Below are 20,638 nucleotides of genomic sequence, written 5' to 3' on the forward strand. Positions count from 1 at the left end.
TTGCATTTAAACAAGAAAAAGTAGCTCTAAATACCTCTGTTTTATTGGATTTGCAATTTTTCAGCAAGCCCTAATTAACAAACAGTAGCTGTTCTTTATTAATCCTTAGCGGATCATCAAACGACTGATCTCCTCAAAAGTTTACTCTAAAGAAAAAACACCAGCCTTCCTGAGAACTTCTTTCCCATTTTGAAAAAGTAACAATACTGGTGCCGAAAAAACCATCAATTCTCCTCTAAGCAAAGGATGGCTTTCGAGTTTTATTTTACTGTAGGATAAATTTGGATAATGAGTCGCAATCCAAGGTTTTAAACGCTGGTCTAATGCAACACAAACCGAACAACGTTCGGTACTTACAAGTATTAAAATAGCAGAATAGCTGTTTATTTCGGCCTTAGTCATGATTTTTTTGATAAAGATAATTCTTCTAAAGTTAGATCAATTTATGCTCTTTGAAAATGAGTTTCAAAGTTTTCAAAAACTCCAATCAAAACATAGTGCCGCAAATCAAATTAAACAATAATTTAGCCTCACATAAAATATCAATTTTTACAATAACATCTTTAATAAAATGCCAGAATACTACCTTGACACGCAATACCATGACATCACTTACCGTGTAGAAGAGGTTAACTTTAAGGAGTTTGAAGCTTGTACTTTTACCAATTGTGATTTCTCACAATGCAACTTTATGGCTGTTATCTTTATTGATTGTAATTTTAATAATTGCAATTTTACTGAGGCTAAGATCAACCATGCGGCTTTTAGAACGGTTTACTTTAATAATTGCCAAATCAAGGATGTTAACTTTTCCATGTGTGACAAACTCATCTTTGAAATTCATTTTAAAAATTGCAACCTCGATTTCTCTAAAATGTACACCTTAAAACTAAAAGGGACTTCCTTTAACAATTGCAGCTTAGTTGCCGTTGATTTCATGAGCGCCGATCTAACCGAAGTACAATTTACCAACTGTGATCTTTACCGTGCCGAATTTGCCAAAGCCACTGCCAATAAAACCGATTTTAGAACGAGTTATAATTACACCATTGACCCCAGCAAAACAAAACTAAAAAAAGCACAATTTTCTATAGATGGAGTAAAAGGCTTACTCGCAAAGCACGATATTATTGTGGTTTAAATTTGGGTACTATTAAATAGCTTTATAGCAATATAGTAACTAACGCTCTTATTTTCGTTCTTTAATCAGGAACCACTCAAAAGGATTCGTATGGTCGCAGAGGAAATTTATAATTTAAACTTCTAAATTATTATTTTTTTAGTTTTATTTTTTATTTATAAGCAGTAAGGAGAGCCGTTTTTGACTACTATAAGAAAGCAATTCCTGATAAAAATATTACCTCTCTATTTTGACAAAATAGTTTAGTTTTTTTTTTAAACTTGGTATCATCATCCATACAGCCACGCATTGCGTGTTTGTCCTTATGTTTTGATAAATAAGGCTTTCATTGATCGCCTGCTCTTAAAGCCTGTAGTAAAGCTGTATCAGTATTCGAGAAAATACATTTTTTTAGTTTACCATCGGTAGTGAGGCGTGTACAATTACAGCTACTACAAAAAACTACACTTTAAATTTCTTTCTCCATTTTAAAATCTTCCATCAAATAGCCATGCCCTATTACAATATCTTCTTGACTCACTGTAGTAAAACCCATTTTTTCATAAAAACTACAAGCATTATTGTAGCGATTGACATTCAGCGAAATAGTAGTCGATGCGTTCTCTTTTGCGTAAGCGACAACTGCCTCAAGTAATGCTTTACCCGCCCCCTTGCCTTGAGCGGCTGGTAGCAAATATATTTTATGTAAACGAGTTTGTGGTTTTCCTAAATAATGATGTTCGAAAGCTGCAAATCCTAAGCAAGAAGAAGCATCATGAACCAAAATAAAATGATGATTTTTAACCACCATATTATCCAGCAATGTTTCTGTTGAATAAAATGCATCTAGCATATAGGTTAACTGCTCTTTTGATAAAATAGAACCATAAACATCTGGCCAAGTAGTATGTGCTATATTTTGAATTGTTGCAAAATTGTCTTGAGTTGCTGTTGTAATTGTTACCATAATTGCCAATAAATTTATGCTTTTTTAGGGATAAAAATCGAAAACTCCGACCCTACATTAGGTTCTGAAGTGACTTGAATAAATCCGTTATGATTTTCTACTATTCGCTTACAAATAGCTAATCCAAGCCCCGTACCCGAGTATTGAGCACCTGTTTCTAAACGTTGAAATAGAATAAAAATCTTGTCGGCATACTCTTGTTTGAATCCTATACCGTTATCTTTTATTACTATTTTATAAAAATTATCATTGGACACTTTTTCATTATCACGAATCTCATGCTCCTCAATTTCTTCTGAAAAAATAGAAATTTGAGCCGCAACATTTTCTTTGCAATACTTTAACGAATTGGAAATTAGATTAATAAACAGTTGTTCTATTTGAAACGAAATCACCTTTACTGTTGGCAAATCACTCACTGTAATCTTGGCTTTTTTTTCTTCGATATCCGATGATAAATCGTCTATCACTTGTAAAACCAATTCATTTAAATTCGTTTCTTCAAAAACTTTATCTCCTTTTATTGTTCTCGAATAATTAACAAGATCAATCAATAAGGTTTGCATTTTATTTGCCGAAGTTCTAATTTTAGAAAAATACACCTTTCCTTGATCGGATAAAGCATCATTTTCCTTGGCTTCAATTCTCGAAATAAACATTTGTATTTTATGCAGCGGTTCCTGCAAGTCGTGACTTACAATATTATTAAAAGACTCTAACTCTTCGTTAATACTCTTTAATTCCCTATTGTTTTCTTCTAGTTCTAAGGTACGTTTAAACTGGTCTGTCATGTCATAGTTCACACCCGTTTTTACCATTTCGCCATCGCTGTTTTCTACAAAACTACCTACTGACATGACATACTTCATCTCTCCGCTTGGCAATATAAATCTAAACATTATTGAAGTAGGTTTATATGTTTTTAACGATTGCAAATGCATATCAGACACATACTCTTTGTCATCGGGATGAATAAATTGTGATATACTTTCTAAACTAGGGGAAAATGACTGTGGTTCAACCTCTAGAAGTCGGTAAAAATTATCCGAAAAAGTATAGGTATTCGTAACTAAATTCACCTTCCAGTGTCCAAAACCAGCAATCTTTTCGGCTTCATTAAACGAACGGTTTAAAAACTTGAGTTCGTCATTGGCTTTCTTGAGTTCGTCAATATCAACATTCATTTTATTGAATGATAATAACAAAATCAATAAGGAAAGAATTACCAATAAAAATGCACTGATAATAGAATCTTGCAATTCAAACTGATGGTTGCTATTGTGAATTTTAACCTTGTCGCCTTCGGCATTAATGGTTTTGTAAACAAAGTTCTTCATTGCCTCGGTAAACTCATTACTTTCCTGCAATTTAGCGTTTAGTATTAAGCTATTGGGACTTTTACTCTTGGCAAGCAGCAAGGTTTCTCTAAAAAGCTCAAACCGGTAATCAATAAGCTCTTTAAGCCGTTTAACATCTTTAATTCGAGCTGGATTATTAGCCACTAATTTATCAATACGCTTTAAGTTAGACTCAATTTCGCCCTTTCGTAAAAACCTGTTCTTTAAATACGAATCGTCTTTTGTAATAATAAAACTTCTTAGATTGGTCTCGTATATACTAATGATCGATAGGACTTTTTCTAACTCTAATTGCGTCTCTGTAGCATTGGCTATTAAACTAACCGAAGAATCTAAGCTGCGCATTTGAGTATAAAACACTGACGCTATATACCCTACAAATACAATAGCAATACCTAAAGCTATTTTAAATACTTGAGAATTTTTATAGAGTCCTACGAATTTCATATCACTGTTTTATTATATACTAAAGAAAAAAGTCTCTTTATTCAAACCCGAGGAATGAAATTGCCAATTGATATCCATAACCTCTTTAATCACTTTTTTTAGTTTTGTAAAGTCATTGGGTTTTTTAATGTAAATATTGGCACCCTCAATAAAGGTTTCTTCTATATCTTTCTCAGAGGAAGAAGTAGAATAAATAGCAATGGAAACCTCTTTAAAACGCTGGTTTGCCCTAATTTCTTTTAGACATTCAAAACCCGACTTTAATGGCATATTTAAATCCAAAAAAAGTAAATGTGGCAATACAATATCTGGATTTGATAAATAATCCATCAACGCCATACCATCATTAAATAGGGTCAATTCGTTATCCATTTTTAGCTCCGTCATAGCATCACTAAAAAAAGTGCGATCATCCTCGTCATCATCAGCAATCAAAATACGCATGGAATCTTTATGTGAAATCATATTTTATTTGGGGTTTATTTTTATTTTAATAAATTTCTTCGTTTATCTACTATTCGTTTAAAAGCAGATGGAGTTAATCCCGTTACTTTTTTAAACTGACTCGATAAATAGGCAACACTGCTGTAATTTAATTTATAGGAAACCTCCGTTAATGTCAATTGGTCTTCGATAATTAACTTCTTGGCTCTTTCAATTTTCTGAATAATTATAAAATTTTCTATCGAAGAATACGTATGCTCCGAAAAAATATTAGTCAAATAACCATAGCTAAAGTTCAATTTATCTGATAAATATTGCGATATTGTGATCGAAGGCAATTTATCATTTTCATAAATCATTTCGACAATAGCGTCTTTTATTTTTTGAATAAGCTGACTTTTTTCATTACTTACGATAAAGATCGCATAGCGGTTTAAAGATTCTTGCAGCTCGGCAAAACGTTCCTCAGTCACACTATCACTTATTTCTATTTCGCCAAGCTCTAAAAGTTTGTGTTCAATATCCAATCGTTCCAACTGTTCTTGCAAAATCACCCTACAAGCAACGATTCCGTCATATTTTATATAGAGCTTCATTGTTCGTTTATTTAATTTTACTATCGCTTAAAGCGCTAAATATATACTAAAAAAAATAATTATCGATAAAAAAATATCATTCGAATAATACAAAAAAAGAGAACCCGTTTCTCTAAACAACCTCATCTGTCTTATTATCCTTACTATAATAATTGGTTTTACCCATGTATGGTCTCAGCCTTACCATAGTTAGCAATTACAGAAGCTTCAAACTCGATCCATTCTCTCCAGCGCTTCTCTACATCAATTCCCGTACCATATTTTCGTGCATAGGTAATAAATGTAGTATAATGCCCCGCTTCACTTTCCATTAAATCACGGTAAAAAACTGCTAGTTCCTCATCTTGAATGTTTTCGGACAAGATTTTAAAACGCTCACAGCTTCTCGCTTCGATCATAGCCGAGAACAATAACCGTTCTACTAAGCTTGACACTCTGCCACCGTTTCCATTTTTCTTCATATACAAATACAATTCATTTACATATTCGTCTTTGCGCTCTCGGCCTAACTTCAATCCTCTTTTAATGATGATGTTGTGCACCATCTCAAAATGTTCAATTTCTTCTTTGGCTAAAGCCAATAAATCCTTAACAAGATCTTGGTGTTCTGAGTTGTTAGTAATAATTGTAATGGCATTAGTAGCTGCTTTTTGTTCACACCACGCATGGTCTGTCAAAATTTCTTCTATATTTTTCTCTACTATATTAACCCATCTAGGATCTGTTGGTAATTTTAATCTAAGTACAGACATTTTTCTTATGTTTAAGGTTTAAAAAAATGTTTAAAGTTTAAAGCTAAGTCAATAACCAAAAAAAGTTTAAAGTTTTGCTATGTTTTTCAACAATCACAAAACTTTAAACTTGAAACCTTAAACTTGAAACTTTTTTTTAGAAAACGAAGATTGCTCTTTCGCTCATCATTTCATTAACTTCATTGGCTACTTGTTCAATAACAGCTTCGTCAGTATGGTTTGATATTACTTTATCAATCAAAGCTACAATTGTTTCCATATCTTCCTCTACTAATCCACGAGTAGTGATCGCTGGAGTTCCCACACGAATACCTGAAGTAACAAATGGTGATTTATCATCAAATGGTACCATATTCTTGTTTACCGTAATTTCGGCTTTTACCAATGCGTTTTCGGCATCTTTACCAGAAATCCCTTTATTTCTCAAGTCAATCAACATCATGTGATTGTCAGTACCACCAGAGATGATGTTGTATCCTCTTTTTACAAAAGCATCAGCCATTGCATTAGCATTTTTCTTTAATTGCATTGCATAAGTAAAAAACTCATCTTGCAACGCTTCACCAAACGCTACTGCTTTGGCAGCGATAATATGCATTAAAGGTCCACCTTGATTTCCAGGAAAAACAGCTAAATCCAATAATGAAGACATCATTCTAATATCTCCTTTTGGTGTAGTTAATCCCATTGGGTTTTCAAAATCTTTCCCCATCAAGATCAATCCACCTCTAGGTCCACGTAATGTTTTGTGAGTTGTTGTTGATACAATATGACAATGCGGAATTGGATCATTCATCAAACCTTTGGCGATAAGCCCTGCAGGGTGAGAGATATCAGCAAATAAAATGGCTCCTACACTATCGGCAATTACTCTAAAACGCTCAAAATCCATATCACGTGAATAAGCCGAAGCTCCAGCGATAATTAATTTTGGTTGTTCTTTAGTAGCAATTTCTTGAATTTTATCATAATCCAAACGTCCAGTTTCAGCATCTACACCATAAAAAACAGGCGTGTATAAACGTCCTGAGAAGTTTACTGGAGAACCGTGCGTTAAGTGACCACCGTGAGATAAGTCAAAACCTAATATTTTATCACCTGGTTTTAAACAAGCATGATAAACAGCAGTGTTCGCTTGTGAACCAGAATGTGGTTGTACATTTGCATAAACAGCTCCAAACAACTCTTTCGCTCTATCAATAGCGATTTGCTCAATTACATCTACTACTTCACAACCACCATAGTATCTTTTACCAGGATAACCCTCAGCATATTTATTTGTCAAAACAGATCCAGCTGCTTCCATTACTTCGTCACTTACAAAGTTCTCTGAAGCAATAAGTTCTAATCCGTGTATTTGTCTATCTTGTTCTTCTAGAATAAGGTCAAAAATTTGTTCGTCGCGTTGCATTTGTATGTTTTTAGTTAATTTGAAGCAAAAATACAAAAAAACATTTGTCAAACTGTTAGATTATGATATATTTGAAGTATAATTTTCAACAAAATAATTAACACAATATGCCAATATCAGCCAACGATACTAATAGAAAATCATGGATTGAAGTTCCTGAGAACAGTGATTTCCCTCTTCAAAACATTCCTTTTGGAGTTTTCCTAACCAAAGAAAACGTTGTTACAGTAGGAACCCGTATAGGTAATCATGCTATTGACCTAGGCGCCTTGCAACAATTAAATTACTTTGAAGGTATTGAATTAACTGATGATATGTTCATGCAAGATACCTTGAACGACTTTATCTCGGATGGTAAAAAAACCTGGAGGTTAGTCCGTAATCGCATTGCTGACATTTTTGACCAAACAAATCCAAAACTTCGCGATAATCCAAAGCACAAAGACATCGTTATATTTGATATCGCCGATGTCGAAATGCAATTGCCTGTACTTATAGGTGACTATACTGACTTTTATTCGAGTAAAGAACATGCTACAAACGTAGGAAAAATGTTCCGTGACCCAGAAAATGCATTATTGCCTAACTGGCTTCATATTCCTGTAGGGTACCACGGTAGAAGTTCTACTATTGTACCATCTGGAATTCCAGTTCATAGACCTATCGGTCAAACATTACCTGCTGGTGAAACAACTCCTGTTTTTGGTCCATCTCGTTTAATCGATTTTGAGCTTGAAACTGCATTTATCACTACTGATGCAAATGTAATGGGTGAAATGATCCCTATTAATGAAGCCGAAGATTACATCTTTGGAATGGTTTTATTGAATGACTGGAGTGCTCGCGATATTCAAAAATGGGAATATGTACCGCTAGGACCATTCTTAGCCAAAAACTTTGCATCATCCATTTCACCTTGGATTGTTACCATGGACGCACTAGAACCTTTTAGAGTTCCAGGCCCGAAGCAAAATCCAAGTCCGCTTCCTTATTTATTGCAAAAAGGAAAACACTCGTTTGATATTAATCTTGAAGTGGCTATCAAGCCCGAAGATGCTCAACCTACAGTTGTGAGTAATTCTAACTTTAAGTATATGTATTGGACCATGAATCAGCAATTAACACACCATACTTCTAATGGATGTCGTGTAAACTCTGGAGATATGATGGGATCAGGAACTATTTCTGGACCTACACCAGACAGTTATGGATCAATGCTAGAATTGACTTGGGGAGGAAAAAACCCTATCACTTTGAATGATGGTACGGAACGTAAGTTTATCAATGACAACGATACCGTAATCATGAAAGGCTTTTGTAAAAACAGTAAAGTGCGAATTGGTTTTGGTGAAGTATCTACTAAATTGTTACCGCCATTTGTACGCAAGTAAAAATAGCTTTTATATACAAAAAGTCCCGTTTCAAATAGAAACGGGACTTTTTATTTGGCGTTAAGCCAAAAACTAGAACTGGTATCTTAAACTTACAGCTACATCTGAACCGTAGTTGTTTTTGTAGTATCCGTTTCCACCAAATTCTGGTCTAAAATCTAACGAAATTAGCAATGGAATATCAAAGTTGTATTCTATCCCTACATCTCCTGCTGCAAAAACGAAAGTATCGTTGTATTTATTATTGTTATTGTCATAACTATAACTTCCTACTCCACCACCAACACCTGCATACCAGTTGAATCCTCCGTCAATATTCCAAACCCATTGGTACAAACCTGTTAATTTTATAGCGTTATCATCATAACCGTTATTATTAAAATTACTTCTGTTTCTCCAACCTAAGTCTAATTCTAATCTATTATCAGATGACAAAGCTCTTTGATAAGATACTTCTCCACCAAATCCTCCGCTGTTACCAAAACGAAGTCCTATTGCATTTTTCGATATATCTTGTGCCTGTGCGCTAAATGCTAAACCTAGTAGCATAACAGCTGATAAAATAATTTTTTTCATATGTCTATTTTGTTTTTTACAAATTTACAGTGCAAGAGCTCCTATTCCTTTACACTATAACTCGGAATTGTTATAGAATTCACATGTTTTAAAAAAAACTCTTATTTCGTTATTAAAATAGACTGTAACAATTGATCACTTACAAGATCTTCCATTTCAAATAGATTTTCATCCTCTTGATACTCATGTTGTTTGTAGTAATGCAATTTCCAACGCTTTTTATTGTATTCTAAAGCTGTTAAATTTTCGACCCAATCTCCTGAATTTAAATACAAGGTTTTCCCGTTTTTATTTTCTTTTTCCATAATTTTAGGCTCATGAATATGCCCACATATCACATAATCGTATTCTTTTTCAATGGCTAAGTCAGTAGCTGTTTCTTCAAAATCAGAGATGTGCTTCACTGCTTTTTTTACACTTGCTTTTATTTTTTTCGAAAAAGAATAAGGTTCTTTGCCTAGCTGCTTCAAGCACCAATTCACGAATCTATTAATAAGAATGAGGTAATCATACCCCAAGCCACCTAGTTTTGCAATCCACTTAGCATGTTGGACCGAAGCGTCAAAAACATCTCCATGAAAAATCCACGCTTTTTTACCGTCTAATTCTAAAACTAATTTATCAACTAAAGCAAGGTTCCCCATGTTCATGTCACTAAATTTCCGAAGCATTTCGTCATGGTTGCCAGTGATATAATACACCTTGGTTCCTTTGGAAGCGAAACTTATTATTTTTTGAATCACTTTTAAATGCGTTTGCGGGAAATACGATTTTCTAAACTGCCAGATGTCAATAATATCACCATTCAAGACTAAGACCTTAGGCTTAATAGACGATAAATAGGTATACAGTTCAGTGGCATGACTACCAAAGGTTCCTAAGTGTAGATCTGAGATCACCACCAATTCCACTTTTCTTTTTTTCAATGGTATCTAATTTGAAGTTTAACAAATAAATTCAATTAATCACAATTCTATTTGAACTAAAGGTTAATAAATTGGCTTTCACATTAATTAAAAGTCAATAAATGTGATTTCTTTCTTAAAAGTTTAAACTTTATACTTTTAAACTTTAAACTAAAATGCTACTTTTGTTCAAAACAAATAATAATGGCAGGAAACAGCTACGGGACACTATTTAGAATAACCACTTTTGGTGAATCCCACGGAGAAGCATTAGGTGGTATTATAGATGGTTGCCCATCAGGAATACAATTAGATTTAGAGGCAATTCAGCTTGAAATGTCTAGAAGAAAACCAGGCCAATCGGCAATTGTTACCCAACGTAAAGAACCGGATGACGTTCAATTTTTATCGGGACTTTTTGAAGGTAAAACAACGGGAACACCTATTGGTTTTATCATTCCAAACACCAATCAAAAATCAGATGATTACTCCCATATAAAAGACAACTATAGACCTAGTCATGCGGACTATGTGTATGATCAAAAATATGGTTTTAGAGACTACAGAGGTGGCGGACGCAGTTCGGCTCGTGAAACCGCTAGTCGTGTTGTTGCAGGAGCAATTGCTAAACAAATGCTACCTGAAATAAAAATAAATGCCTATGTATCATCTGTAGGACCTTTAGTTTTAGACAAAGCGTACCAAGAATTAGATTTTACCAAAATAGAAAGTAATCCCGTACGTTGCCCAGATGAAAAAATGGCTGCCGAAATGGAAGAGTACATTCGCGAAATTCGCAAAGAAGGAAATACTGTAGGAGGAACTGTAACCTGTGTTATTCAAAACGTTCCTGTAGGTTTAGGCGAACCCGTATTTGACAAACTACATGCTGAACTTGGTAAAGCAATGCTTTCGATCAATGCTGTAAAAGGTTTTGAATACGGAAGCGGATTTGCTGGAGCAAAAATGAAAGGTAGCGAACACAATGACTTGTACAATCCAGACGGAACGACAAAAACAAACCTTTCAGGTGGAATTCAAGGCGGAATAAGTAACGGAATGGACATTTATTTTAATGTTGCTTTTAAACCCGTTGCTACTATCATGCAAAAACAAGAGTCTCTTGACAATAAAGGAAACATTACAGAGATGACTGGAAAAGGACGTCATGATCCTTGCGTAGTGCCGCGTGCAGTGCCTATTGTTGAAGCAATGGCTGCTATCGTTTTGGCCGATTTTTATTTGATTAATAAAACCTATTAATCAAAGATTTGGGGCAAACCCCACACTAACCATTAACTAATAATAAATTAGATGAATTCTACTGAAACAAAAAAGCCGTCAATCTTATCCAATTTGACTACACAAATACTTATAGCAATGATTCTAGGAATCGCTCTGGGTATTATAATACACAACAACATTTCAGAAGAAGGCGCTTTACTATTTAGTGACAAAATAAAAATTCTTGCTACCGTATTCATCCGTTTGGTGCAAATGATTATCTCTCCTTTAGTATTTACCACATTAGTTGTGGGTATTGCAAAACTAGGAAACGTAAGCGCTGTAGGTAGAATTGGTGGAAAAGCATTAGCTTGGTTTTTTACTGCATCTTTCATTTCATTATTACTTGGAATGTTTTTCGTAAATACACTTGAGCCAGGAGTTGGACTTAATTTATCAAATATTGATTTAGGATCAGCATCAGAAGTTGCTGCCAATTCTAAAAGCATCTCTTTTGATAACTTTATCGCACATATTGTTCCCAAAAGTATCTTTGAAGCAATGGCTACCAATGAAATTCTACAAATCGTAGTTTTCTCTATTTTCTTCGGATTAGCAGCTGCTGCTATTGGAGACTACGTAAAACCCGTAGTTAACGGATTGGATAAAATGTCTCATATCATTTTAAAAATGGTAAATTATGTGATGAACTTTGCTCCTATTGGAGTATTTGGAGCCATCGCAGGGGTATTTGCCGTTAGAGATTTTCAAGAATTAGCAATTACCTATTTTAAATTTTTCGGTTCATTTTTAGTCGGAATCACTTCTCTTTGGGTAGTTTTAATTGCTGTTGGATATTTATTCCTAAAAAGCCGAATGACCGTTTTATTAAAAAGAATTGTTAGCCCATTGATTATCGCTTTTGGAACGACAAGTAGTGAGGCTGTATTCCCAAAATTAACCGAAGAGTTAGAGCGTTTTGGTGTAAAAGACAAAATAGTTTCATTCATGTTGCCACTGGGGTATTCATTTAATCTTGACGGTAGTATGATGTACATGACATTTGCTAGCATATTCATCGCACAAGCTTATGGAGTACACCTAGACATTGGAACACAAATGACCATGCTATTGGTTTTAATGCTTACTAGTAAAGGAATCGCTGGTGTACCTAGAGCGAGTTTAGTGGTTGTTGCAGCTACCTGTGGTATGTTTGACATTCCAATTGAAGGTATTGCATTAATATTACCTATTGATCACTTTTGTGATATGTTTAGAAGTGCTACAAACGTATTAGGTAATGCATTAGCAACATCAGTAGTAGGAAGCTGGGAAAAAGATGATGAACATGATATTACTGCTGTTGAAGCACAATAATCAGTTTTATGTACTTAATAAAAAAGCCTTTTACATTGCTGTAAAAGGCTTTTTTATTAGTATAAACCATTTTGGTAATCTTAGTACCAACGTTTTTTATTCTGCTTTGAAGCGCTTGATTTTCTTGATTTATGAGCACCACCACTTCTATTTGAATTATTGGGCTTAGTAGAACCTCCTGGAGCAGTTTCAGGATTTCCAGAATGCCAAGGATAAGGATGATCACTCACTATTTTTACATCTACTTTTATTAATTTTTGAATGTCTTTCCAGTAACCGTGTTCGTCTTTACTACAAAACGAGATAGCTACTCCCCCATTTCCAGCACGACCCGTTCTACCAATACGGTGCACGTAAGTTTCTGGGATATTAGGCAAATCAAAGTTAATTACAAATGGCAACTGATCAATATCAATTCCACGAGCAGCGATATCAGTTGCTACAAGTACGCCAACTTCTTTGTTTTTGAAAGCTTCTAAAACGCGTTGTCTCGCATTTTGAGATTTATCACCATGAATGGCTTCGGCAGCAATATTATTTTTGCGTAAAGCTTTCACAACATTATCAGCTCCGTGTTTGGTTCTTGAAAAAACCAATACATCTGTTAAGTTTTCATTTTTAATTAAATTGTACAACAAATTGCGTTTTTCTCCTTTTTCAACAAAATAAACTCTTTGCTCTACATTTTCGGCTGTTGACGAAACTGGAGATACCGTAACCGTTTCTGGATTTGTCAAAAACATCTCTGCCAATTCTCTAATTGCAATTGGCATAGTAGCCGAGAAAAATAATGTTTGACGATTCTTCGGTGTCAGCTTTACAATTTTCTTTACATCATTAACAAATCCCATATCTAGCATTTGATCGGCTTCATCAAGAACTAATGCATGCAAATGGTCTAAATCTATAAAACCTTGTTTGTGCAAATCAAGTAATCTTCCTGGAGTAGCAATCAAAATATCAACACCATCCTTTAAGGCATCAACCTGAGGATTTTGAGAAACACCACCAAAAATAGTAAGTTGCGTCAAATTAGTATACTTTGCATAGGTATCAAAACTCTGTCCTATTTGCACCGCTAACTCTCTTGTAGGTGTTACCACCAAAGCTCGAATTTGCTTTGCTTTTTTAGAAGAACCTACAATTCTATGTAGCTGATGAATAATAGGTATGGCAAATGCAGCCGTTTTACCAGTACCGGTTTGCGCACAACCAATGACATCTTTACCTGCTAAAACTAGCGGAATTGCCTGTTCTTGGATAGGTGTTGGATTAATATAGCCTTGTTCGTATACAGCTTTTTGGATACTTTTGGAAAGTGATAATTCTTCGAATAACATATTTTTGATATTAAATATCTTGTATTAAGTACATAGATAGTTGTGCAAAGATAGTGTTATTTATTAATTTGCTTAATTTGTTGGGTATTTTACATTCATAACCTTTAGTAATAGCGCCTGATTATTGATTTGATTTTACAAAATCAGCTACTAAGTACCCTATTAATTTCCCTATTAAATGATTGTTTTTATCTTCTCCAAGATCTGGAGCGCCTTCGCAAATATGCAAATAAGTCGCATTTTTATGTCGGCCAAAAAACGAAACAAATTGCCTTACCTCTTCGACCGAAAACCCACTTGGAGTCATTGCGCTACTGGCAATATTAGGCAAAGCGTCCAAGTCTATTTCAAGTCCAAAAGCATCTGATTTAATAAATTCTAATGCAACATTCATTTCTTCCGTAAAACTCTTTTCCTTTCTAATCTTGATGCTATCGTAGGTGTTAAAACGAACCCTATCATCTGTTTTCTTGATAATATCCAACACACTTTTGGAAGTATAATTCTCGTGCAACCCAAAAACAAAGTATTTTTTTAAGAAACCCTCTTCGTACGCATACGAAAAACCGTTTCCGCTATGACGGCCTTCAAGGATTCTAAAATCCGAATGAGCATCAAAGTTGATTGCATTGATTGGTTTTCCTTTGGCCAAAGCCGCCCCTTTTATATTTCCGTATGAATTATTATGCCCACCCCCAATAACTATAGGGGTTTTTCCTGCTTTTATTATATTAAAAATAATATTAGAAACATCCTTATCAATCTTCTCTACTAACTGACTTAGTTTTGAACGATCATCGATATCATTAAAATTAAGATGCGCTACTTCCCTCATTTCATCCTGAACATGAATGCTACCTAAAACTAGTATTTGGCTTCCTTTGCAAAAACGATTGTGCTGGATATTAGCTATATTTCGAATGGCACTATCCCATGCTGAAGCCGCTCCTGGCCTACCAAAATTAGCTCTCACACCTATATCCTCTGGAATACCTAGTAAAACAAATTTAGCTTCACACACCTTTAAAAAAGAAAGCGGGTCAGTTCCCTTTGGTACCGTTAGCATTTTTTCGCCAAATTTTATTTCACCACTTCTATGGTTCGTAACCTGAGCTAAATCATGCGAAGAAAAAGGTAGAATTTTGTCCATAAAAAAATATTTTTTTTTCAAAAATAATATAATTGCAACAACTTACGTTATAACTTAAATATATATTGTTAAATTTGGAAAAAATTATTTAAATATGGAAAATCAAAAAAGCAATTCGGGCTTAAAGGCGGTTATTGCTGTGTTAGCAGTTTTACTAGTTGGTAGTTTAGTATACATTTTTAAAGTGTCAGCTGAAGCTAAAACAGTAGAAACCAAACTAGAATCTACAATGACTGAGAAAGAAGTCGTTATGAAAGATCTACAAGAACTAAAAGCTACTTACGATGCTGCGATTTCAGAAAACACTTCAATGTCTGACGAATTAATTCAAGAAAGAGACAAAGTGGTAACTTTAATGGCCAATTTGAATAAATCAAAAGGTGATGTTGCTTCATTAGCAAAATACAAAACTCAATTTCTTGCTTTACAAAATAACATGAAAGTCTTAATGACCGAAAATGAAGGTTTGAAAAAAGCAAATACGACTTTGACTACACAACGTGATAGTACTGTTGTTGTATTAGGTGAATCTAAAAAATACAATGAAGTTTTAGTAGGACAAAATGAGGAATTGTCCAAAGCTGTTGAAAAAGGTTCTAAGCTAAGTGTTTTGAACATGCAAACATCTGCTTATAAACTAAGAAGCTCAGGAAAACAAATTGAAACAGACAAAGCAAGTAGAGCTGATGTTTTGAAAATTAGTTTTACAATTGCTGAAAACAAAATTGCTAAATCAGGAGACAAAACCTATTACGTACAAGTAATAGATGCTAAAAACAATGTTTTGGGTGATAAAAAGACCGAAAACTTTGGTGACGCTTCTCTAGTATACAGCTTTGTTACTAATGTAAAATATGAAAACAAAACAGTACAAGTAACAGAAGATTTACCAGGTAAAGACTTTGCGAAAGGAACTTATTTTGTTAATGTTTTTGACAAAAGCGAATTGGTTTCAAAAACTAGTTTTACTTTGAAATAAATAGATCAGTAAGGATAATAAAAAAGAGGAGCATTGCTCCTCTTTTTTTATATAATAATTTTTCCTTCTATATAAACCGCTTCTATTAAATTTGTACCAAAAGCGTAAGGCAATTGATAATAAGACGGAATGGGCTTCGTAACTATAAAACTCGCTCTCTTCCCTATTGTAATACTTCCATGCGTTACTGAAACCCCCATAGCATAAGCCCCGTTAATAGTTGCCGCATTAATCGCTTCTTCGGGTGTCATTTTCATTTTGATACAAGCTGTAGCCACAACAAAATTCATATTTCCTGATGGTGTAGAACCTGGGTTATAATCCGTAGCTAATGCCAAAGGCAATCCTGCCGCAATCATTTCACGAGCTGGGGTGTAAGGAATACTTAAAAAATAAGAACAGGACGGTAAAGCAACCGGCATAGTAGTCGTGTTTTTTAAGGCAATAATATCTTCGGGTTTCATAACTTCTAGATGATCTACAGATAGTGCTTCGTATTTTACACCTGCTTGAACTCCTCCGATTGAATTAAATTGATTGACATGAATTTTTGGCTTTAAGCCAAATTTAATTCCTGCTTCCATGATTTGCTCGGTTTCACTAACAGTAAAATAGCCTGTTTCACAAAAAGCATCGATATATTGTGCCAAATCATCTTTGGCAATTTCAGGAAGTATATCGTTAATTAATAAATCAATATAGCCTTGATGATTTTCTTTGTATTCTAAGGGAAAAGCATGGGCGCCTAGAAAAGTTGCTTTGATAGTAACCGGATAGTTTTGAGACAAACGCTTGATTACTCGCAACATTTTTAACTCTCCTGCTTTTGTTAATCCATAACCCGACTTGATTTCAACAGCTCCTGTTCCCAGACGCATGACTTCTTCAAGACGTTCTTTGGATTGGTTGTAGATTTCCTCTTCGTTAGAATCATTCAATTTATTGGCCGAATTTAATATTCCGCCACCACGATTAGCAATTTCTTCATAGGATAGTCCGTTGATGCGATCCACAAATTCTTGCTCTCGATTGCCTGCATATACAATATGTGTATGGCTATCACACCAAGTAGGTAAAACCATTTTTCCGGTTGCGTCAATGGTTTCATCGGCCGTTATTGCCGGTAGATTTTCCATAATACCATAATCTGAAATCAAATTGTCTTTGATCACTAAATAAGCATTTTTAATCGTTGGAAGAACTGCCATCTCGGCACCAGAAACTTTATCGATCGTAGTTTCTCGCACTTGAAGTAATTCCTTAATATTGATAATTAATAGTGTCATTTAAATTTATTCAGAAACCGTTATTTCAAATAGTGTATCCCAGTTTTTTCCAGTTACAAAAATGGTTTTGTTTTTTGGGTTGTATGCGATTCCATTTAAAACATCAGCATTTGCATTTTTAACTAATTTCTTTAATCCTGACATATCCAAAATACCTTCAACAGCTCCAGTTACCGGATTTACAACTGCAATGGCGTCTTTTTGCCATACATTAGTATAGATCTTCCCGTTGATCCATTCGAGTTCATTGATAGCCTTGATTTTAGCACTACCTGAATAAACATTGACATAATCAATCATTTTTTGAGTAGCAGGATCCATTTTCCAGATTTTCTCTGTTTTATCCGTTTGATAAATATACTTCCCGTCATTTGTCATTCCCCAACCTTCAATATCTTTTTCATAAGTAAAGGTTTTTTCCAGTTTTAATGTTTTTGCATCATAGATAAACCCCGTTTTTTCTTGCCATGTTAATTGGTATAATTTTCCATTTATAAAAGTGATACCTTCTCCAAAATACTGTTCGTCTAAATCGTGTTGCATGAATACTTTACCCGTTTTATAATCCAATTTTCTAAAATAAGAAGCCCCTTTTTGACCTGTACTTTCATACAAAGTGTCCTTATAAAACTCTAAACCTTCCGTAAATGCCAGCGTGTCATGTGGATATTTATTGATGATTTTATATTTCAAAAGTTTTGGTGTCACATTAGAAACGAGCTCAACTCTTGAGGTTGCTTCGGCAGTATCGCCTTCATAGTAAACTAATGCTTTCAGGTTTTGATACCCTAGTTTTTGATCTTTTAATTCTAATTTAAAATGCTCCAATCCTTTTTTTGAAGCTACTTTTAAATCATTTACATAGTAGATCACACTGTCTACTTCTTTCGAATTTAAGTTCGAAATTCCTAAATCAATAGCCTCTTGTGGCTGATATTGTTCCTTAAAACTAGAAATATCGAAGGTGAAAACAGTATTTTCTGCTTTTTTCGTTTCATTACAACTAACAAAAGTAATTCCTAATAAAATGAAAGATAGGAAGTTATATTTTTTCATGGCTTATTTTTTTGATATACCAATATACAATGTTATTTTTAGAGCACAAAGCCCTTGCACAAATATAAAAAGATTGTATATTTGCACCGGCAAGTCCTACACGACCAGCTCCTGCAGACTCCCCCAGGATGGGAACATAGCAAGGGTACGTGGTTGAGCGGTGCGATGTAGGTCGCTTGCCATTTTTTTTATAATCTGAACTTGTTTCAGATTTTTTTGTGCCAATTTTGAAATGTTTTCAAAATATAAATATATAGTAGTCTTCCTTATGGAGGATTTTTTTATTTTTGGTCTATTCTAAAATGCAGCTAAACAAAAGTCAATATGAGCAAAGTGGTTTTAATTACGGGTGGTTCCTCGGGAATAGGGAAATCTATTGGGGAGTTTCTACATCAAAAAGGATTTGTTGTTTACGGAACGAGTAGGAACCCGGAACGCGTTTTAAATTCGGTTTTTCCACTAGTTGCATTAGATGTTAGAAATACCGAATCGATTGAAGCTGCAATAGCCAAAATTATTGCTACTTCTGGACGTTTAGATATTGTTATTAATAATGCAGGGGTGGGCATTACAGGACCTCTTGAAGAAATTCCAACTGTGGAAATGAAAAATCATTTTGACACTAATTTCTTTGGACCTATAGCTGTAATGCAGGCTGCGTTACCGCAAATGAGGGCGCAAAAATCGGGATTAATTATCAATATTACTTCGATAGCGGGATATATGGGATTGCCGTATCGCTCGATGTACTCGGCTTCAAAGGGAGCGCTAGAATTGATTACTGAAAGCTTACGTATGGAAGTAAAATCTTTTGGAATTCATGTTACTAATGTAGCTCCGGGCGATTTTGCAACTAATATTGCTTCGGGGCGTTACCATGCACCTGTAATCAAAGGATCAGCTTATGAGGTTTCTTATGGTGATAACTTAAAAACGATGGATGAACATGTGGATGGCGGTAGTAATCCTAATGAAATGGCCGAGGCTGTATATGCCATTATCAATACGAAAAATCCAAAAATACATTATAAGGTAGGTGCTTTTATGCAAAAATTTTCCATTGTATTGAAACGACTTTTACCAGATAAAGTATACGAAAAAATACTAATGAATCATTATAAGTTGTAATTATGGAAAAGATAACAGAATTTTTGCCACAGGCATTATTTGCTTTATGTATCATTGTTTTTTGGTTTATACTACGTAAGATCTTAAAGTTGGTAAGTGACAAGGTAAATAACAACGAACTATACAAAGAAGACATGCTTAATGTTCTTGAAGAAATTAGAGACGAATTGAAAGAATTAAATAAAAAGAATTAAGTTAAGTAAATTTAAGTTGTAATTTTGCATCGGATTTTATTGATTTTACGATTGCGTGAAGGATCGCAGTGGAAATCCTCCCGTTTTTCAGGGAGATTGTAACGTAGAGCCTGACCCTTGTGGTCACGCCCAAAAAAAAGGAACACACAATTTAATATATATATTATGAAGTTTTTTATTGACACGGCTAATTTAGCTCAAATTAAGGAAGCGCAAGCATTAGGAGTTTTGGACGGAGTAACTACTAACCCATCATTGATGGCGAAAGAAGGAATTACTGGAAAAAACAACATTATGAAGCATTATGTTGACATTTGCAATCTTGTTGACGGTGATGTTAGTGCTGAAGTAAATGCGCTAGATTTTGACGGAATGGTTAAAGAAGGTGAAGAATTAGCTGATTTACACGAGCAAATTGTGGTAAAACTGCCTATGACTAAAGAAGGTGTTATGGCGGCGAAATACTTTTCGGAAAAAGGTATTAAAACAAATGTAACCTTAGTATTCTCGGCTGGTCAAGCATTATTAGCGGCTAAAGCTGGTGCTACTTATGTTTCTCCATTTATTGGTCGTCTTGATGATATATCAACAGATGGTTTAGCCTTGATCGAAGAAATTAGATTGATCTATGATAACTACGGGTATGAAACTCAAATTCTTGCTGCATCTGTGCGCCATACTATGCATATTGTAAACTGTGCAAAAATAGGTGCTGATGTGATGACTGGACCACTTTCTGCAATCTACGGATTATTAAAACACCCATTAACAGACAGCGGATTAGCGCAGTTTGTTGCTGATTTTGAAAAAGGAAATAAGTAATTTATTGCTTTTGAAATATGAAAAATGCCACTAGAAATAGGAGGGCACTGAAAAACTACGCATATTTTGATTAACGTCGTTTTCTAGAGATTAAAAAAGCGCTTATAATAGGATT

The 20,638-nt window shown here is 34.4% G+C and carries 21 protein-coding genes, 1 other RNA gene and 1 pseudogene; 9 read left to right on the forward strand and 14 right to left on the reverse strand.

Annotated features, from left to right (window positions below; translation table 11 throughout):
- Positions 1 to 141: 141 nt before the first annotated feature.
- Positions 142 to 402 (reverse strand): thioredoxin family protein, encoded by a 261-nt coding sequence (locus H8R24_RS16065; RefSeq protein WP_187021117.1) that lies wholly within the window; start codon positions 400 to 402, stop codon positions 142 to 144.
- A 169-nt stretch (positions 403 to 571) separates the two neighbouring features.
- Here H8R24_RS16065 and H8R24_RS16070 point away from each other — a divergent pair, with 169 nt between their 5' ends.
- Positions 572 to 1,141: a pentapeptide repeat-containing protein gene (locus tag H8R24_RS16070; protein WP_187021120.1), complete on the forward strand. Its 570-nt coding sequence runs from the start codon at positions 572 to 574 to the stop codon at positions 1,139 to 1,141.
- Between the two features lie 325 nt (positions 1,142 to 1,466).
- Here the strand turns inward: H8R24_RS16070 and H8R24_RS16075 are convergent.
- The 7 genes and pseudogenes from H8R24_RS16075 to glyA all read right to left on the reverse strand — a co-directional run.
- Positions 1,467 to 1,571: pseudogene (locus H8R24_RS16075) on the reverse strand (cyclic pyranopterin phosphate synthase MoaA); the annotation flags it as partial.
- 18 nt (positions 1,572 to 1,589) lie between these two features.
- Positions 1,590 to 2,087: a GNAT family N-acetyltransferase gene (locus H8R24_RS16080; protein ID WP_187021123.1), complete on the reverse strand. Its 498-nt coding sequence runs from the start codon at positions 2,085 to 2,087 to the stop codon at positions 1,590 to 1,592.
- 14 nt (positions 2,088 to 2,101) lie between these two features.
- A complete protein-coding gene (locus H8R24_RS16085) occupies positions 2,102 to 3,892 on the reverse strand; it encodes an ATP-binding protein (RefSeq protein WP_187021126.1) in 1,791 nt (596 codons plus the stop codon).
- 12 nt (positions 3,893 to 3,904) lie between these two features.
- Positions 3,905 to 4,357 carry a response regulator gene (locus H8R24_RS16090; RefSeq protein WP_225876851.1) on the reverse strand — a complete coding sequence of 151 codons (453 nt, stop codon included), beginning with the start codon at positions 4,355 to 4,357 and terminating at the stop codon, positions 3,905 to 3,907.
- 20 nt (positions 4,358 to 4,377) lie between these two features.
- A complete protein-coding gene (locus H8R24_RS16095) occupies positions 4,378 to 4,932 on the reverse strand; it encodes a helix-turn-helix domain-containing protein (protein WP_187021128.1) in 555 nt (184 codons plus the stop codon).
- A gap of 158 nt (positions 4,933 to 5,090) precedes the next feature.
- Positions 5,091 to 5,684: a tRNA-(ms[2]io[6]A)-hydroxylase gene (gene miaE / locus H8R24_RS16100; protein ID WP_187021131.1), complete on the reverse strand. Its 594-nt coding sequence runs from the start codon at positions 5,682 to 5,684 to the stop codon at positions 5,091 to 5,093.
- 136 nt (positions 5,685 to 5,820) lie between these two features.
- A complete protein-coding gene (glyA, locus tag H8R24_RS16105) occupies positions 5,821 to 7,095 on the reverse strand; it encodes a serine hydroxymethyltransferase (protein ID WP_187021134.1) in 1,275 nt (424 codons plus the stop codon).
- Positions 7,096 to 7,202: 107 nt separating this feature from the next.
- Here glyA and fahA point away from each other — a divergent pair, with 107 nt between their 5' ends.
- Positions 7,203 to 8,486, forward strand: a complete 1,284-nt coding sequence (fahA, locus tag H8R24_RS16110; protein WP_187021135.1) for a fumarylacetoacetase — start codon at positions 7,203 to 7,205, stop codon at positions 8,484 to 8,486.
- 72 nt (positions 8,487 to 8,558) lie between these two features.
- Here fahA and H8R24_RS16115 read toward each other — a convergent pair whose 3' ends face one another.
- Positions 8,559 to 9,062, reverse strand: a complete 504-nt coding sequence (locus tag H8R24_RS16115; protein WP_187021136.1) for a hypothetical protein — start codon at positions 9,060 to 9,062, stop codon at positions 8,559 to 8,561.
- Between the two features lie 101 nt (positions 9,063 to 9,163).
- Positions 9,164 to 9,988, reverse strand: a complete 825-nt coding sequence (locus tag H8R24_RS16120) for a UDP-2,3-diacylglucosamine diphosphatase (protein ID WP_187021137.1) — start codon at positions 9,986 to 9,988, stop codon at positions 9,164 to 9,166.
- A 183-nt stretch (positions 9,989 to 10,171) separates the two neighbouring features.
- On the opposite strand from H8R24_RS16120, the gene aroC reads away from it, so the two are divergent.
- Positions 10,172 to 11,230, forward strand: a complete 1,059-nt coding sequence (gene aroC / locus H8R24_RS16125) for a chorismate synthase (RefSeq protein WP_187021138.1) — start codon at positions 10,172 to 10,174, stop codon at positions 11,228 to 11,230.
- A gap of 51 nt (positions 11,231 to 11,281) precedes the next feature.
- Positions 11,282 to 12,568, forward strand: coding sequence for a dicarboxylate/amino acid:cation symporter (locus H8R24_RS16130; RefSeq protein ID WP_187021140.1), 1,287 nt, complete (start codon positions 11,282 to 11,284; stop codon positions 12,566 to 12,568).
- 80 nt (positions 12,569 to 12,648) lie between these two features.
- Here the strand turns inward: H8R24_RS16130 and H8R24_RS16135 are convergent, their stop codons facing one another.
- Complete coding sequence (locus H8R24_RS16135) at positions 12,649 to 13,908, reverse strand: DEAD/DEAH box helicase (protein ID WP_187021142.1); 1,260 nt, start codon at positions 13,906 to 13,908, stop codon at positions 12,649 to 12,651.
- Positions 13,909 to 14,029: 121 nt separating this feature from the next.
- Entirely contained in the window at positions 14,030 to 15,058 is a 1,029-nt protein-coding gene (locus H8R24_RS16140) for a formimidoylglutamase (RefSeq protein ID WP_187021144.1), read from the reverse strand.
- Positions 15,059 to 15,152: 94 nt separating this feature from the next.
- On the opposite strand from H8R24_RS16140, the gene H8R24_RS16145 reads away from it, so the two are divergent.
- Positions 15,153 to 16,037: a hypothetical protein gene (locus H8R24_RS16145; RefSeq protein WP_187021146.1), complete on the forward strand. Its 885-nt coding sequence runs from the start codon at positions 15,153 to 15,155 to the stop codon at positions 16,035 to 16,037.
- A 47-nt stretch (positions 16,038 to 16,084) separates the two neighbouring features.
- Here H8R24_RS16145 and hutI read toward each other — a convergent pair whose 3' ends face one another.
- Positions 16,085 to 17,323 carry an imidazolonepropionase gene (gene hutI, locus H8R24_RS16150; RefSeq protein ID WP_187021148.1) on the reverse strand — a complete coding sequence of 413 codons (1,239 nt, stop codon included), beginning with the start codon at positions 17,321 to 17,323 and terminating at the stop codon, positions 16,085 to 16,087.
- Positions 17,324 to 17,329: 6 nt separating this feature from the next.
- Positions 17,330 to 18,379, reverse strand: coding sequence for a glutaminyl-peptide cyclotransferase (locus H8R24_RS16155; RefSeq protein WP_187021151.1), 1,050 nt, complete (start codon positions 18,377 to 18,379; stop codon positions 17,330 to 17,332).
- 87 nt (positions 18,380 to 18,466) lie between these two features.
- Here H8R24_RS16155 and ffs point away from each other — a divergent pair.
- The 4 genes from ffs to fsa all read left to right on the forward strand — a co-directional run bounded on the left by ffs (position 18,467) and on the right by fsa (position 20,523).
- Positions 18,467 to 18,564, forward strand: an RNA gene (ffs, locus tag H8R24_RS16160) — signal recognition particle sRNA small type.
- Between the two features lie 139 nt (positions 18,565 to 18,703).
- Positions 18,704 to 19,507 carry an SDR family oxidoreductase gene (locus tag H8R24_RS16165; protein ID WP_187021153.1) on the forward strand — a complete coding sequence of 268 codons (804 nt, stop codon included), beginning with the start codon at positions 18,704 to 18,706 and terminating at the stop codon, positions 19,505 to 19,507.
- A gap of 2 nt (positions 19,508 to 19,509) precedes the next feature.
- The gene (locus H8R24_RS16170; RefSeq protein ID WP_187021155.1) at positions 19,510 to 19,701 is read left to right on the forward strand and encodes a hypothetical protein; all 192 of its coding nucleotides are present in this window, start codon (positions 19,510 to 19,512) and stop codon (positions 19,699 to 19,701) included.
- A 165-nt stretch (positions 19,702 to 19,866) separates the two neighbouring features.
- Positions 19,867 to 20,523, forward strand: a complete 657-nt coding sequence (gene fsa / locus H8R24_RS16175) for a fructose-6-phosphate aldolase (RefSeq protein WP_187021157.1) — start codon at positions 19,867 to 19,869, stop codon at positions 20,521 to 20,523.
- Positions 20,524 to 20,638: the final 115 nt, after the last annotated feature.

The organism is Flavobacterium muglaense (assembly GCF_014305155.1).
Taxonomy (GTDB): Bacteria; Bacteroidota; Bacteroidia; order Flavobacteriales; family Flavobacteriaceae; genus Flavobacterium; species Flavobacterium muglaense.

What these genes read in the sequence shown, in the direction of transcription:
- H8R24_RS16095 (WP_187021128.1), bottom strand. Translation starts at nt 4,932, where the DNA reads ATGAAGCTCTATATAAAATATGACGGAATCGTTGCTTGTAGGGTGATT.
- H8R24_RS16090 (WP_225876851.1), bottom strand. Translation starts at nt 4,357, where the DNA reads ATGATTTCACATAAAGATTCCATGCGTATTTTGATTGCTGATGATGAC.
- H8R24_RS16170 (WP_187021155.1), top strand. Translation starts at nt 19,510, where the DNA reads ATGGAAAAGATAACAGAATTTTTGCCACAGGCATTATTTGCTTTATGT.
- hutI (WP_187021148.1), bottom strand. Translation starts at nt 17,323, where the DNA reads ATGACACTATTAATTATCAATATTAAGGAATTACTTCAAGTGCGAGAA.
- H8R24_RS16070 (WP_187021120.1), top strand. Translation starts at nt 572, where the DNA reads ATGCCAGAATACTACCTTGACACGCAATACCATGACATCACTTACCGT.
- miaE (WP_187021131.1), bottom strand. Translation starts at nt 5,684, where the DNA reads ATGTCTGTACTTAGATTAAAATTACCAACAGATCCTAGATGGGTTAAT.
- H8R24_RS16140 (WP_187021144.1), bottom strand. Translation starts at nt 15,058, where the DNA reads ATGGACAAAATTCTACCTTTTTCTTCGCATGATTTAGCTCAGGTTACG.
- glyA (WP_187021134.1), bottom strand. Translation starts at nt 7,095, where the DNA reads ATGCAACGCGACGAACAAATTTTTGACCTTATTCTAGAAGAACAAGAT.
- H8R24_RS16145 (WP_187021146.1), top strand. Translation starts at nt 15,153, where the DNA reads ATGGAAAATCAAAAAAGCAATTCGGGCTTAAAGGCGGTTATTGCTGTG.
- H8R24_RS16155 (WP_187021151.1), bottom strand. Translation starts at nt 18,379, where the DNA reads ATGAAAAAATATAACTTCCTATCTTTCATTTTATTAGGAATTACTTTT.
- H8R24_RS16130 (WP_187021140.1), top strand. Translation starts at nt 11,282, where the DNA reads ATGAATTCTACTGAAACAAAAAAGCCGTCAATCTTATCCAATTTGACT.
- fahA (WP_187021135.1), top strand. Translation starts at nt 7,203, where the DNA reads ATGCCAATATCAGCCAACGATACTAATAGAAAATCATGGATTGAAGTT.
- H8R24_RS16080 (WP_187021123.1), bottom strand. Translation starts at nt 2,087, where the DNA reads ATGGTAACAATTACAACAGCAACTCAAGACAATTTTGCAACAATTCAA.
- H8R24_RS16115 (WP_187021136.1), bottom strand. Translation starts at nt 9,062, where the DNA reads ATGAAAAAAATTATTTTATCAGCTGTTATGCTACTAGGTTTAGCATTT.
- H8R24_RS16065 (WP_187021117.1), bottom strand. Translation starts at nt 402, where the DNA reads ATGACTAAGGCCGAAATAAACAGCTATTCTGCTATTTTAATACTTGTA.
- H8R24_RS16085 (WP_187021126.1), bottom strand. Translation starts at nt 3,892, where the DNA reads ATGAAATTCGTAGGACTCTATAAAAATTCTCAAGTATTTAAAATAGCT.
- H8R24_RS16135 (WP_187021142.1), bottom strand. Translation starts at nt 13,908, where the DNA reads ATGTTATTCGAAGAATTATCACTTTCCAAAAGTATCCAAAAAGCTGTA.
- aroC (WP_187021138.1), top strand. Translation starts at nt 10,172, where the DNA reads ATGGCAGGAAACAGCTACGGGACACTATTTAGAATAACCACTTTTGGT.
- H8R24_RS16165 (WP_187021153.1), top strand. Translation starts at nt 18,704, where the DNA reads ATGAGCAAAGTGGTTTTAATTACGGGTGGTTCCTCGGGAATAGGGAAA.
- fsa (WP_187021157.1), top strand. Translation starts at nt 19,867, where the DNA reads ATGAAGTTTTTTATTGACACGGCTAATTTAGCTCAAATTAAGGAAGCG.